General features: G+C 72.5%; 11 protein-coding genes. 2 read left to right on the top strand and 9 right to left on the bottom strand.

Translation table 11 applies throughout. The annotated features are described in order from the left end of the window. Positions 1-15: 15 nt before the first annotated feature. Both GA0070607_RS26200 and GA0070607_RS26195 read right to left on the bottom strand, forming a co-directional pair. Positions 16-927, bottom strand: coding sequence for a carbohydrate ABC transporter permease (locus tag GA0070607_RS26200; RefSeq protein ID WP_231930378.1), 912 nt, complete (start codon positions 925-927; stop codon positions 16-18). Beyond that, positions 924-1,916 carry an ABC transporter permease gene (locus GA0070607_RS26195; RefSeq protein ID WP_172899112.1) on the bottom strand — a complete coding sequence of 331 codons (993 nt, stop codon included), beginning with the start codon at positions 1,914-1,916 and terminating at the stop codon, positions 924-926. The genes GA0070607_RS26200 and GA0070607_RS26195 overlap by 4 nt, the downstream gene beginning before the upstream one ends. Positions 1,917-2,133: 217 nt before the next feature. Between GA0070607_RS26195 and GA0070607_RS26190 the strand changes: the two genes are divergently transcribed. Both GA0070607_RS26190 and GA0070607_RS26185 read left to right on the top strand, forming a co-directional pair. Next, the gene (locus GA0070607_RS26190) at positions 2,134-3,168 is read left to right on the top strand and encodes a LacI family DNA-binding transcriptional regulator (protein WP_089020566.1); all 1,035 of its coding nucleotides are present in this window, start codon (positions 2,134-2,136) and stop codon (positions 3,166-3,168) included. A gap of 22 nt (positions 3,169-3,190) precedes the next feature. Beyond that, positions 3,191-4,183 (top strand): acetylxylan esterase, encoded by a 993-nt coding sequence (locus GA0070607_RS26185; protein WP_231930377.1) that lies wholly within the window; start codon positions 3,191-3,193, stop codon positions 4,181-4,183. 99 nt (positions 4,184-4,282) lie between these two features. Here the strand turns inward: GA0070607_RS26185 and GA0070607_RS26180 are convergent, their stop codons facing one another. The 7 genes from GA0070607_RS26180 to GA0070607_RS26150 form a co-directional block, all read right to left on the bottom strand. Further along, complete coding sequence (locus GA0070607_RS26180) at positions 4,283-5,431, bottom strand: acyl-CoA dehydrogenase family protein (RefSeq protein WP_089020564.1); 1,149 nt, start codon at positions 5,429-5,431, stop codon at positions 4,283-4,285. A 60-nt stretch (positions 5,432-5,491) separates the two neighbouring features. Beyond that, on the bottom strand, positions 5,492-8,260 hold the full coding sequence (locus GA0070607_RS26175; protein ID WP_231930376.1) for an AAA family ATPase: 2,769 nt from the start codon (positions 8,258-8,260) through the stop codon (positions 5,492-5,494). 82 nt (positions 8,261-8,342) lie between these two features. Then, positions 8,343-8,954 carry a TetR/AcrR family transcriptional regulator gene (locus tag GA0070607_RS26170; RefSeq protein WP_089020562.1) on the bottom strand — a complete coding sequence of 204 codons (612 nt, stop codon included), beginning with the start codon at positions 8,952-8,954 and terminating at the stop codon, positions 8,343-8,345. 85 nt (positions 8,955-9,039) lie between these two features. Beyond that, the gene (locus GA0070607_RS26165; protein ID WP_089020561.1) at positions 9,040-9,807 is read right to left on the bottom strand and encodes an SDR family oxidoreductase; all 768 of its coding nucleotides are present in this window, start codon (positions 9,805-9,807) and stop codon (positions 9,040-9,042) included. A gap of 199 nt (positions 9,808-10,006) precedes the next feature. Continuing rightward, a complete protein-coding gene (locus tag GA0070607_RS26160) occupies positions 10,007-11,293 on the bottom strand; it encodes an ABC transporter substrate-binding protein (protein ID WP_089020560.1) in 1,287 nt (428 codons plus the stop codon). Between the two features lie 84 nt (positions 11,294-11,377). Beyond that, the gene (locus GA0070607_RS26155) at positions 11,378-12,490 is read right to left on the bottom strand and encodes a branched-chain amino acid ABC transporter permease (RefSeq protein WP_089020559.1); all 1,113 of its coding nucleotides are present in this window, start codon (positions 12,488-12,490) and stop codon (positions 11,378-11,380) included. After that, positions 12,487-13,365, bottom strand: a complete 879-nt coding sequence (locus GA0070607_RS26150) for a branched-chain amino acid ABC transporter permease (RefSeq protein WP_089020558.1) — start codon at positions 13,363-13,365, stop codon at positions 12,487-12,489. Before GA0070607_RS26150 ends, GA0070607_RS26155 begins: the two co-directional genes overlap by 4 nt.

Here is a 13,365-nt window from a genome sequence, read left to right as displayed (position 1 = left end):
GTGGATCGGTTGGCGTCATCCCTTGACCGCGCCGAGCAGCACGCCGGAGACGAAGTACCGCTGTACGAACGGGTAGACCGCCAGGATCGGCAGGGTGGTGAGCACGATCGTCACGGCCTGGAGCGTGGCCGCCGCCTGGACGACGTCGGCGTCGGCGGCTCCGGCCTGCTGTGCGTCGGTGGCGCCCGCGATGAGGTTGCGCAGGTAGACGGTGACCGGAAGCAGGTCCTGCCGGTCGATGTAGAGGAACGCGCTGAACCACGAGTTCCAGAAGGAGACCGCGTAGAAGAGCACCATCGTCGCGATGATCGCCTTGGACAACGGCAGGACGATGCGCAGCAGGATGCCGTACGTGCTGAGCCCGTCGACGGCCGCGGCCTCCTCCAACTCGCTCGGCAGGCTCTCGAAGAACGCCTTCATGACAAGCAGGTTGAACACGCTGATGGCGTTCGGGATCACGATGGCCCAGATGGTGTTCTTCATTCCCAGGCTGGTGACCAGGACGTAGTTGGGGATCAGGCCACCGGAGAAGAACATGGTGAACAGCGCGACGCCGACGAGGACGCCGCGCCCCTTGAGCTGCGGCTTCGACAACACGTACGCGTAGCAGGTGGTCAGCACGACGGAGATGATCGTGGCGACCACCGTGTACACCACCGTGTTGCGGTAGTTCGTCCAGAACATCGCGTCGGACATCACCAGCTTGTACGCGGTCACGTCGAACCCGCGCGGGACCAGGTTCACCTTTCCGGCGATGATGTACGCCTCGTCGCTGAGCGAGCGGGCCACGATGTTGAGGAACGGGTACAGCGTCACGACCACGACGCCGGTCAGGACGACAGCGTTGACGACCCGGAAGATCCGGTAACCCCGGCTGTCCACCGGCCCACGCGTCGTCGGGGCGTCTCTCTTCGTACCGAGGATCACCACAGGCTCGTCCCTACAGTGCGACGGGAGATGAGGTTCGCCGACAGGACCAGGGCCAGCCCGATCACCGCCTCGAAGAGACCGATCGCGGCCGCGTAGCTGAAGTTGCTGGACTGGAAGCCCATCCGGAACAGGTACGTGGAGATCACGTCCGCGGTCGGGTACGTCAACGGGTTGTAGAGCAGCAGGATCTTCTCGAACCCGACCGCCATGAACGTGCCGATGTTGAGGATCAGCAGCGTCACCATGGTCGGGCGGATGCCGGGCAACGTCACGTGCCAGGTCTGCCGGAGCCGGCTCGCGCCGTCGATCCGGGCGGCCTCGTACAGGTCCTCGTCGATCGTGGTGAGGGCGGCGAGGTAGAGGATCGTGCCCCAGCCGACGGTCTGCCAGACCTCGGAGGAGACGTAGATGGTGCGGAACCACTCCGGTTGTTGCAGGAACGCCACCGGGTCGCCGCCGACGAGACGGACGAGCTGGTTGGCCGTGCCGTCGATGGACGTCAGCTGCATCACCATGGCCGCCACGATGACGATCGACAGGAAGTGCGGCAGGTAGGACACGGACTGCACGAACCGCTTGAGCCGGCGGGCGCGCACCTCATTGAGCAGCAGCGCCAGCACGATCGGCAGCGGGAAGCAGAACAGCAGGGTCAGCGTCCCCAGCACCAGGGTGTTGGTGAAGGCTTCCCAGAACGTCGGGTCGGTGAAGAACATCCGGAAGTACCGCAGCCCGACCCAGTACTCACCGAAGATGCTGCCGCCCGGTTTGAACCGCCGGAAGGCGATCACGTTGCCGATCATCGGCAGGTAGCGGAAGACCAGGAAGAACAGCAGCGGCAGGACGGCCAGCGAGTAGAGCTGCCAGTCCCGTCGCAGCGCCTGGCGCCAGGTCCGGCGACGGCGTGGCGACAGCGGCGGGCGGATGGCGGTCTCCGCCGCGGCACGGTCCGGTGCCGGCGGCGGAGGCCGCAACGTCTCGGATGTCATCCTCGGCCTCCTACTCCGGCCGCAGCCCTGGTCAGGGGCCAGGTGCCTGGCGAGCGATCCGCGATCCGAAACTTTCCGGAAATCCGCGTAACCTTTTCGGCAACCTAAGTGCACCGTCTATGTGTGTCAAGGGTCAGCTCGACCGTCGCAGCGGCTGGCGGGAGCACTCGATCGTGTTAGGGTCTCCCGAAACTTTCGGATGTTGTGTGAGGCTGCGATGACAGAGCACCGCCCGCTCGACCCACCCGCCTCCACCACCATCGCAACGATCGCCAACGATGTCGGCGTGTCAATCGCCACGGTGTCCAAGGTCCTCAACGGACGCACCGACGTGGCGCCCGACACCAGGGCGCGGGTCGAGGCCAGCCTCGACCGCCACCGGTACCAGCGGCGGGGCAGGAAGCCGTCTGGTGACGGGCGCATCGATCTCGTGTTCCACGAGTTCGACGTGGGATGGGCCATGGAGATCCTGCGCGGAGTCGAGGCGGTGACCAGCGAGGCGGGGATCCGGCTCGCCGTCTCCCAGCTCGACGGCGCGCACCGCCCGCCGGCACGGTGGCTGGACGTCCTGCTCACCGACCGACCGCTGGGCGTGCTGTTCGTCCTCTGCCACCTGGCCGAGGCACAGCAGATGCACCTGCGACGCCAGGGGATCCCGTTCGTCGTCGTCGACACCGACAGCGCGACCTCGGCCGCGGTGCCCACCGTCGGGTCGAACAACTGGAACGGCGGCCTGCTCGCCACCCGGCACCTGCTGGAGCTGGGTCACCGGCGGATCGCGCTCATCTCCGGGCCACCCGACGTGCTGTGCAGCCGGGCCCGGGCGGCCGGCTTCCAGTCCGCCCACGACGAGGCCGGCGTCGCCGTCGATCGCGAGCTGGTCCGCTACGGCGGCTTCCTGGCGACCGCCGGCCACGACCACGGCCTGCGCCTGCTGCGCCGGCCGGATCGCCCCACCGCGATCTTCGCCGGCTCGGACATCCAGGCGATGGGGGTGCTGCGGGCCGCCCGGCAGTGCGGCCTGCGGGTGCCCGAGGACCTGTCGGTGATCGGGTACGACAACCTGCCGGTCTCCGCCTGGACGGATCCGGCTCTCACCACGATCAACCAGCCGTTGCGCGACATGGCCGGCATCGCCACCCAGATGCTGCTCGGGCTGGCGCGGGGCATCGAGCCGGCGACCAGCCGGATAGACCTGGTGACCGAGCTGGTCGTACGCGAGAGCACCGCACCCCCCGCCCACCTGCGCTGACGCCCGAACCATGCGAGGACCCGTGCCCGACTCCGACCCGTCCCTCGACCAGCTCCAGCGGTACGCGCCCACCGTCGTCGAACCCGACGACTTCGACCAGTTCTGGCGCGACACCCTCGCCGCCGCGGCCACGCCACAGGTGCTCGTCGAGGTCCGTCCGGAACCCACCGACCTGCGGCTTGTCGACTCCTGGGACGTGACGTTCGCCGGCTTCGGCGGTGATCCGGTCCGGGCCTGGTACACCCGCCCGGCGGGGGTGCGCACGCCGCTGCCGGCCGTGGTCGAATACGCCGGCTACGGGCGCGGCCGCGGCCTGCCACACGAGCGGCTCACCTGGCCGGTGGCCGGGTACGCGCACCTGCTGATGGACAACCGGGGCCAGGCGGGGCAGTACGGCTCCGGGGACACCCCGGATCGGCACGGCGCTCCCGGCGGCCCCTGGCCGGCGACCTGGGGGATCCTCGACCCGCGCGACTACCACTACCGCCGCCTGATCACCGACGCGGTCCGGGCGGTCGACGCGGCCCGGGCCCTTCCGGGGGTCGACCCGAGCCGGGTCGCCGTGGCCGGCAACAGCCAGGGCGGTGGCCTCGCCCTCGCGGTGTCCGGTCTCGTCGGCGACCTCGCGGCGCTGATGACCACCGCGCCGTTCCTCTGCGACGTCCAACGGGCCATCGGGTCGACCGACGCCTCGCCGTACGGCGAGATCGCCCGGTACCTGGCGGTGCACCGCGAGGCCGAGGAGGCGGTCCGACGCACGCTCTCGTACGTCGACGGGGTGTCCTTCGCCCGGCGGGCGACAGCTCCCGCGCACTTCGGGATCGGCCTGCGCGACGACGTCTGCCCGCCGAGCACCGGCTTCGCCGCCTACAACCAGTACGGCGCCGCGACCGGCCGACCGCTCCCGCCCGAGCGGGAGATGCACGTCTACCCGTTCAACGGCCACGAGGGCGGGGAGGCCGTCCACGTTCGGCGTCAGCTGCGCTGGCTGGGCGCGGTGCTCGGCCGGGACTGATGCGGCTACGGCGCGGCCCCGATTTCTCCGGCGGCCTGCCCGACACGATCATCCCCTGGGCACGGGGTCGACGTAACCGCCGAGAGCGTGAGGCGGCGGTCAGAAGGCGTTGACGCCGGTGAGCGCGCGTCCGATGAGGAGCTCCTGGATCTGGCTGGTGCCCTCGTAGAGGGTGGCGACCCGGGCGTCACGCAGGTACTTGCCGACCGGGTACTCGTCGATGTAGCCGTACCCCCCGAACACCTGGACCGCGTTGTTGGCCGCCCGGACGGCGGCCTCGCTCGCGAACAGCTTGGCCATCGACGCCTCGGTGGCGAACGGCTGGCCGCTGTCGATCAGGTCGGCAACCTGCCACACCAGGAGCCGGGCCGCGGCGGTGTCCACCGCGATGCTGGCGAGCAGCTGCTGGACGAGTTGGTGGCCGGCGATCGGCTTGCCGAACTGGGTCCGCTGCCCGGCGTAGCCGACCGCCGCGTCCAGGCAGCCCTGGGCGATGCCGACGCAGCCGGCGGCGACCGACATCCGGCCCTTGGCCAGGGTGGCCAACGCCAGACGGAAGCCGCCGCCCTCGGCGCCGAGCCGGGCCGAGTCGGGCACCCGTACCCCGTCGAAGCGCAGCTCGCCGGTGGCCTGACCGCGCAGGCCCAGCTTGCCGTGGATCTCCCGCCGGGTGAGCCCCGGACTCCCGGTGGGCACCAGGAACGCGGTGATGCCCCGATGTCCGGGGCCACCGGTGCGGGCGAAGACCAGCGCGATGTCGGCGGTGGTGCCGTTGGTGATGAACGTCTTCGTGCCGGTGAGCAGCCAGTCGGTGCCGTCGCGCAGCGCGCGGGTGCGCAGCGCGGCCGCGTCCGAGCCACTGTCCGGCTCGGTCAGCGCGAAGCAGCCCAGTGCGGCCCCGGAGCAGAGCCGGGGCAGCCACTCGGCCCGCTGCGCGGCCGACCCGTGCGCGGCGATCGACTTGGCGACGAGGCCCAGCGAGACGGACACGATGCCGCGCACGGCCGAGTCGCCCCGGCCGAGCTCCTCCAGGACCAGGCAGTACGCGAGGTGGTCGCCGCCGGAGCCGCCGTCGGACTCGGCGATGGTGAGCCCCAGGAAGCCCAGGTCGCCGAGCATGCCGACGACGGCCGGGTCGACCGACTCCCGGCGGTCCCAGGCCGCCGCGTGCGGCACCAGCTCCCGGTCGACGAACTCGGCGGCGAGCTGACGGACTGCCGCCTGCTCGGCGGAGAGGGTGAGCTCCATGGCCTTTAAACTAGCGGTGATAGTTTACGTCGTCCAGGCCGGACGGTGACCGGTCGCAGGTCACCGGTCGGAGGCCAGCCCGGCGTGCCGCTCGGCGGCGAACGCGCGGGCCAGCTCGGTGCGCGAGCGGACGCCGAGCCGGTGGAAGACGTTGCGCAGGTGATGGTCCACAGTGCGGGTCGAGAGGAACATCCGAGCGGCGATCTCCCGGTTGGTGGCGCCCTCCGCGACCAGTTGGGCGATCCGTAGCTGCTGGCCGGTCAGCAGTCGCGCCGCGGGCAGGTCCGGCGGACCCACCGACTCGCCGGCCGCGCGCAGCTCCGCGGTGGCCTGCTCGGCCCAGCAGCTCGCCCCGAGCAGGGTGAACGTCTCGCGGGCCTGGTGCAGGTGTGCGCGGGCGTCGCGTGGACGCCTCCTACGGCGCAGTTCCTGACCGAAGAGCAACTCGGTGCGTGCCCGCTCGAACGTGCCGGCCTCCGTCGGGTGCAGCCGCAGTGCCGTCCGGAACTCCCGCTCCGCCTCGGCGCTGCCCCGTGGCGCGAGCAACGCGTGACACCGGGCGGAGAGCGCCCGGCGCAACGGGCTCGCCGTGCTGCTGGCCCACCTGTCGAAGACCGCGAGCGCCGCCGTCGCCGCCGGTCGGTGCGGCAGGTGGGCGGCCGCCTCCACCAGGTACGGGGTGGCCATCACCTGAACGAGGACCTGACCCCGGCCGGTGCCGAGCCGGGCCAGGGACGCCAGTCGGTCTGCGGCCTCGGCGTGCCGCCCGTCGACCAGGTCGAGCACCGCCAGCGCCCACCCGGCGAACGCGTGTGGCCGGCTGCCCGGCGTCGGCGCCTCGCCGATCTCCCGGATCCGCCGCAGACTGGTTTCCCGGTCGGCCCGGATGGCGGCCAGCACGGCGAGCATGCCCAGGTGGACGTTGGCGCAGTTGACCTGACCGGTGGCGCGAGCCACCCGCAGGCCGTCGCGGGAGGTCTCCGCCGCCGCCTCGTGCCGGCCCAGCCAGTACTCGGCGACGGCCCGCAGCTCCAGTGCCCGGGACAGCATGGACAGTTCGCCCCGGTCGCGGGCCAAGCCGACGGCGCGCTCGGCGAGCCGGTGCGCGGCGCCGTCCACGGCGACCACCAGGCCGGCCGCCGCCGCGCAGGTGAGCGCGGTCGGGGTCAGTGCCGGCCCGGTCAACCGACCACCCAGCACGACGGCGCGTCGCAGCGCGGGGCCGGCGCGCTCGTGGTCGCCCCGCAGGGTGGCCGCCACCCCGGCGACCAGAGAGCTCATCAACTCGGTGGCTGGCGGATCGTTCGGCCGCCGCAACGCCAGTGCCCGGCGGCCCACCTCGGCGTACCGGTACTGGTCGCCGGCGAAGCAGACGGCCTCGCCGGCCCGCGCCAGCGCGGCCAACGCGACGGCCCGGCCGGTGTTGGCCACCGCCCCGGCGGCCGCCAGCAAGGTGGCCGATGCGACCGAGGCGTCGTCACACCGCAACTCCAGCTCGCCGCGCAGCAGGTCGGCGTGGCCGGTGACGGTCCCGTTCGCGGGGATGGCGCGGAGGCGGTCGAGCAGCAGCCGGGCCTGACCGGGCTGGCCCGCGGCCCAGGCGTACCGGGCGGCGGCCAGCAGGCGGGCGGCGGCGGGGCCGGGCTGGGCACTGAGTTCGGCGGCCCGGCACAGCGCCGCGGAGGCGGTCGCCCAGCCACCCTCCCCACCGACCGCGGCCTGTTCCAGCTCGGTGGCGAGGGCCGGGTCGGTACCCGTTGTCGCGGCGGCGAGATGCAGTGCCCGGCGCAGCCGCTGCCCGTCCGAGTCGAGCGCACCGGCGAGCAGCCGGTGCGCCGCGCGGCGCTCCGCGAGCGGCGCGCTGGCCGCGACCATCGCACGGGCCAGCGGCTGGGGGAACGTGACACCCCGCGGCTCGACGCGGACCAGGCCGGCGACCTCCGCCGGGGCGAGCGCCTCGACCGCGGTGCCGGCGACCGCCGCCGCCCGGGTCAGGGTGGCCAGTTCCCCGCCCTCGTCGAGCGCGGCGAGCAGCAGCATCCGTCGGGTGTCCGGCGGCAACCGGTCCAGTCGGACCCGGTAGGCGCGGCCCAGCGCGCCGTCGGCCGGCGGCGCGGTGGGCAACGCCTCCTCGCCCCGCCCCTGGGCGGGGCTGAGCACCTCGGCGAGGTCGACCAGGGCCTGCGGGTTGCCACCGCCGACCGTGGCGAGCGCTGCCACGACGGGCGCGGCGGGTCGCTCGGGCAGCCGGTCGATGAGGACGGCGGCGCTCTCCCGCTCGTCGAGCGGCCGGAGCCGGTGCGCCGGTATCCCGTCGACCGTGGCGGTGACGTCGGCGGTGAGCAGGACGGCGACCGGGAGGTGCCGCAGCCGGCGGGCGACGAAGGCCAGCATCCGCGCTGTCTGTTGGTCCCCCCGGTCGACGTCGTCCATGGTGGCGAGCAGCGGGCGGTCCCGGGCGGCGGCGGCGAGCAGCCCGAGCATGGCCATCGACAGTGCCAGTTGCCGGTCGGCCGGGCAGCCCTCTCCGTCCAGCGCGCGCCGCAGCAGGTGCCACTGCCGCTCGGACAGGGCGGTGGCCCGGTCGAGCACCGGATCGAGCAGGCGTTGCAGGCCGGCGTACGGCAGCGCGGCCTCCTCGGCCAGGCCGGTCGCGGCCAGCACGGTGCAGTGCTCGGCGTACCGGTGGGCGTAGTCGACAAGCGCGGTGCGGCCCGACCCCGGCTCGCCGCGCAGCAGCAGGGCACCACCGCCGTCGCTCACGCCGTCGAGCAGGTTCCGGACAGCCCGGCACTCGTCGTCCCGGCCGCGCAGCACGGTTATTTGCACTCTTGATGCAGTAACCATGCATTCAGTGTCACCTATTGGTAACCGGATGGAAAGAGGCGGGCGGTACCGTGCGGGGCCGGCGTCAGCCGGCCGTCACCTCGGCCAGCAGTGCGCCCACCGTGCGGGCCATTACCCCACGGGCCCGGTCCACGCCCAACCCCAGGCCGTCGCGCAGCATCGACCAGGCCGGCCACATGCTCGCCGCCACCAGCGCGTTCAGCAGCTGCTCCCGGCCCCGCCCGGCCTGCGCCAGCTCGGCGGCGAAGAGCTGCTCGACCTCGTCCCGGACCCGGTCGATGTGCTTGAGGCGGTTGCGGTGCAACTGGTCGGAGACCGCCTCGCGCATCTGCGCGGCCCGCGCCGACGGCGCGATGAGCTGGAGCAGTCGGGCCCGTTGCCGGCAGTACGCGTCGATCCGCTTCGCCAGCGGCAGCCCGGGTGAGATCGGCCGGTACGCGGCGTCCTGCTGGCGGAGCACCTCCGCGCCGCTCGCCTCGAAGAGCGTCTCCATGTCCTTGAAGTTCGTCCAGAGGGTCCGCAGCGAGATGCCGGCCCGCTCGGCGATGCGCTCCCCGGTCGGTCGGAGGTCCCCCTCGGAGATGAGCGCCAGGTGCGCCTCGACGATGGCCACACGGGTGCGCTCGGCCCGGGCGGTCCGTCCGTCGACCCGGCCCGCGACCTCGACCCCGCCCATCCGCCCCCGCCCCTTCATCGCCATGACGTCCCCCGACGCACCGCCGAGTCTAGACAGGCGGTGATCATCGGGACCCGGGACGCCGTCATCCGGCGCGGCCGGTCAGCGTGACTCCGCCGTCGCAGACGATCGTCTGCCCGGTGATCCAGGCGGCGTCGGCGGAGGCCAGGAAGGCGACCGCGCCGGCGACGTCCTGCGGCAGCCCGAGCCGCCCGAGCGGGTAGCGGGCGGCGACCTCCTCCTCCCGGCCCTCGTACAGCGCGGCGGCGAAGCGGGTCTTCACCACCCCGGGCGCGACGGCGTTGACCCGGACGGTCGGTCCCAGCTCCGCGGCGAGGCCGGCGGTGAGGTGGTTGAGCGCCGCCTTGCTCACCCCGTAGAAGGCGATGCCGGGCGACGGACCGATGCCGGCGATCGACGAGACGTTGACCACGCAGCCACCCCGGTCGGCCATGCCGGCGGCGCACACCTCCTGCACCCAGCCGAGGGCGGCGACCAGGTTGACGTCGAGGATCTTGCGCGCCGCCGCCAGGTCCAGCCCGACCAGCGGGCCGTGCACCGGGTTGATGCCGGTGTTGTTGACCAGGAGGTCCAACGGCCCGAACGCCGCGGTGACCTCTCGTACCGCGGCGGCCCGGTGCGCGGCGTCGTCGGCCCGACCGGGAACGGCCACGGCGTACGCCGGCCCGCCGAGGGTGGCGACCGCGTCGGCGAGCGCCTCCGGACGTCGGGCGGTCAGACCCACGCGCGCGCCCTCGGCCACCAGCCGCTGGGCGATGGCCAGGCCGATCCCCCGACTCGCACCGGTGACGATGGCGACCTGACCGACGAGCCGACCTGAATCTGCATTCACGGTGCAGATAGTAGGAGCAGCGATCGGTGTCGGTCAACGTCGGGACAGCAGCGTCGGCTCTCGGGCAGCCCGCACCCGCCCCCCGCTGGCCGGCGGCCGATCAGGGGCGGTCACGGCGTCCGGGCAGCCGTACGACCGGGTGTGGTCACGGCGGTGTGCCGTACGACCACACCCGGTCGACTGCCGGGCGTGCCGGTCGTCAGGAGACGGTCGGCACCCCGTTCGCCGGCGGCGCCACCGGGTCCGCGGAGTACTCGTTGACCGGCCCGTCGGCCTCGTCCGTCTCGTACGCCGGCCCGAAGTAGGTCTGCACTCCCCCGCTCACCCGGCTCAGCCGCTGACCGCCGTACCCGGAGTGGTCCTTGGCGGAGAAGCGCAGCGGCACCAGCCCGGGGCCCTGGAAGCCACCCTTCTGCACGGCCTCCAGCACCTTCTCCCGGGTGAGGTCCTTGCCGGCGGCGAGCAGCACCTGCACGAAGAGGTAGCCGACCGACATGCCGTAGACGGTGTTGCCGTCGAACGGCGCGTCCCCGTTGTGCTCCTTGTTGATCCTGGTGAAGAGCTGGATCCACGGGTTCGCGGTGTCGTTCTGCATCGGCAGGTAGTTCGTGCCGACCATGCCCTCCAGCAGCGGAGCGGCGGCGCCGAGCTGCTTGGCCAGGGTCGGGTGGTCAGCGCCCACGTTGGAGACCAGCCATTGCGGCTTGAAGCCCAGCCGCGCGGCGGTGCCGATGGACAGCGCGGTGAAGCCGGGCACCGTGGCGAGCACGACGACCTGGCAAGCAGCCGCCTTGAACGCGCCGATCTGCGGCGCCACGTTGGTGTTGCTGGTGACGTAGGTCTGCTTGACCGCCACGGCCGCGGCGCCGAGCACCTTCTCCACGCCGGCCAGGCTGTCCCGGCCGAAGTCGTCGTCCTGGCCGAGGAAGCAGACCTTCTTGCCGGCCAGGTTCGTCTTCGCGTAGGTGGCCAGGATCTTGCCCTCGACCGTGTAGTCCGGGTTGAAGCCGAACGTGCCGGGATACTTGTCCGGCTGGTCCCAGCTGCGGCTGCCGGAGGCGACGAAGAGGTCGGGCACCCGGTTGCTCTTGAGGAAGTCGAGCACACCGGTGTGCGTCGGCGTACCGAGGCCGTTGAGGATCGCGAAGACCTTGTCCTGCAGGACGAGCTGACGAACCACCTGCTGCGTGTTCGCCGGGTTGTAGCCGTCGTCCATGATCTTGTAGGTGATCTTCCGGCCGTGCACGCCGCCGTTGGCGTTGACGTAGTCGAAGTACGCCTTCGTCGCCGGGGCGATCTTGGAGTAGCCGGCCGAGGCCGGTCCGGTGAGCGGCATGTGGGTGCCAACGACGATCTCGGTGTCGGTGACGCCCGGCACCGATCCCCCGCCGGGGCCGGAACCGTCGTCGCCGCTGCAACCGACGGTGGTGATCAGCAGGGCGATGGTGCTGGCGATCGCGAGACCGCGTCGTGCCGTACGGTGCATGGGAAACACCGACCTTTCTCGGTCCGGTTCTCAATCGAACTTCTGTGGTGGTGGGGCGCCCGGCCGAGGCCGGACAGGGACAGCTCAGGAACGCCGGGCCGGCCACCGGGCCAGCAGCGCCCGGCCGAGACGCGACAGCAGACCCTGCACGCCGCCGGGTGCGGCGATCATGACGACGATCAGGGTCACTCCGAAGATCGCCAGCGGGAGGTTGCCCTCCAGCCGCTGCGCCACCGCCGGCGAGAGGGTGAGCAGTTCGGTCACGGAGTGGGTGAGATCGGGCAGGGCGACCAGCAGAACGGCACCCCACAGGGCGCCGGCGAGGCGTCCCAGACCGCCGATCACCACAGCCATCAGCAGGAACAGCGACAGGGTCAGCGAGAACGCACCCGGCGAGACGCTCTGCGCCAGCACCGCGAGCAGCGCACCGCCGAGACCGGCGGTGGCGGCGCTGACCACGAACGCGAGGACCTGGGTACGGGCCACGTGGATGCCGGCGAGGCGGGCGGCCACCTCGTCGTCGCGGACCGCGCGGAAGGTACGCCCGAAACGGCTGCGGATCAGGTTGGCCAGCAGCAGCAGGGCGAGCAGGGTGGCCGCGCCGGCGAGCCAGAGCTGCCACCGCTCGTAGGGGAAGTAGGGGCCGAGCGCCAGCGGCGGTGGCTCCACCGGCACCGACAGCCCCTGCTCACCGTTGAAGACGCCGTCGAAGGTGACGGCGAGCGCCGGCACGACGACGGCCACGGCGAGGGTGACCCCGGCCAGGTAGGGGCCGCGCAGCCGGGCCGCGGCGACGCCGACCACCGCGCCGACCGCGACCGTGCTGAGGATCGCCGCGCCGAGCGAGAGCGGCAGCAGCCAACCACCGGTCATCCCCCGGTCGGCGAACGCGTTCTGGCAGAAGGCCACGGTGTACGCGCCGGTCGCCATCAACGCGCCGTGCCCGAGTGAGAGCTGGCCGTTGAGCCCGGTGAGGAGGGTCAGCCCGGCGGTGGCGCAGAGGTAGGCCGCCACGGTGGCGAGCTGGAAGTTGCGGAACGGCTCGACGGCGTAGCTGACCCCGACCAGCAACAGCCCGGCGGCGAGTGTGAAGGCGAGGTGGCGCAGCAGAGTGGAGCCGCGTCGCCGGTCGACCGGACGCTCACCGGCGTCGGTTAGCGCCTGCTTGCGCGGCAGGGCCGCCCGGGTGGCGCTCACACCCGCCTCGCCGCTACCGGGGCGAACAGCCCACCGGGCCGGACCAGCAGCACCGCCAGCAGCAGGACCAGCACCGCCATCGGGGTGAGGTCGCTGCCGGCATAGCCGCTGACGTAGGAGAGCAGCAGCCCCACAACGAGGCCGCCGACGACCGCCCCTGGTGGACTGTCCAGGCCGCCGACCACCGCCGCGGTGAACGCCGAGACGAAGACCAGGTCCATCGCGTGCGGGTGCAGCCCGAGCTCGGTGGGAATGACCAGCATGGCGGCCAGCGCGCCCACCCCCGAGGCCAGCGCCCAGCCGAGGGTCAGCATGCCGCCGACGTTGACCCCGAGCAGGCGGGAGACCTCGGGAGCGAAGGCCGCCGCGCGCATCCGCAGCCCGACCGGGGTCCGGGCGAACATCCAGGCCAGCCCGCAGACCACCACCCCGATCGTCGCGAAGACGAACAGGTCGTACGGCGAGAGCACGGCGACCCCGCCCACGCTGAGCGCGGACCGGCTGAACGGCGCCTCGGCGGGCCGGAACTCGCTGCCGTACACCATGCCCAGGACGGCCTGGATCAGCAGCACCAGCCCGAGCGCGACGATCACCGGGTTGAGCGGCGACGTGTGGTCGACGAAGCGCATCACGACGCGGTCGACCAGCGCGCCGAGCAGCAGCCCGGCGACGATCGCGACGACGAAGCCCAGCCAGTACGACCCGGTCTGCGCGGACACCGTGTAGGCCACGTACGCGGCGGCGACGGCCATCGCCCCCTGGGCGAAGTTGACGACCCGCGCCGCCCGCCAGATGAGCACCAGGGCCAGTGCGAACGCGGCGTACACCGCGCCCCGGGACAGGCCGTCGACGGTGAGGAAGACGAAGCGGTCCAA

Origin of the sequence: Micromonospora coriariae, assembly GCF_900091455.1 — a bacterium.
GTDB classification, from domain to species: Bacteria; Actinomycetota; Actinomycetes; order Mycobacteriales; family Micromonosporaceae; genus Micromonospora; species Micromonospora coriariae.
Note: the sequence above shows the minus strand (reverse complement) of the source record. Positions and strands in the feature narration are given on the sequence as shown.

What these genes read in the sequence shown, in the direction of transcription:
- GA0070607_RS26195 (WP_172899112.1), bottom strand. Translation starts at nt 1,916, where the DNA reads ATGACATCCGAGACGTTGCGGCCTCCGCCGCCGGCACCGGACCGTGCC.
- GA0070607_RS26170 (WP_089020562.1), bottom strand. Translation starts at nt 8,954, where the DNA reads ATGGGCGGGGTCGAGGTCGCGGGCCGGGTCGACGGACGGACCGCCCGG.
- GA0070607_RS26180 (WP_089020564.1), bottom strand. Translation starts at nt 5,431, where the DNA reads ATGGAGCTCACCCTCTCCGCCGAGCAGGCGGCAGTCCGTCAGCTCGCC.
- GA0070607_RS26190 (WP_089020566.1), top strand. Translation starts at nt 2,134, where the DNA reads ATGACAGAGCACCGCCCGCTCGACCCACCCGCCTCCACCACCATCGCA.
- GA0070607_RS26160 (WP_089020560.1), bottom strand. Translation starts at nt 11,293, where the DNA reads ATGCACCGTACGGCACGACGCGGTCTCGCGATCGCCAGCACCATCGCC.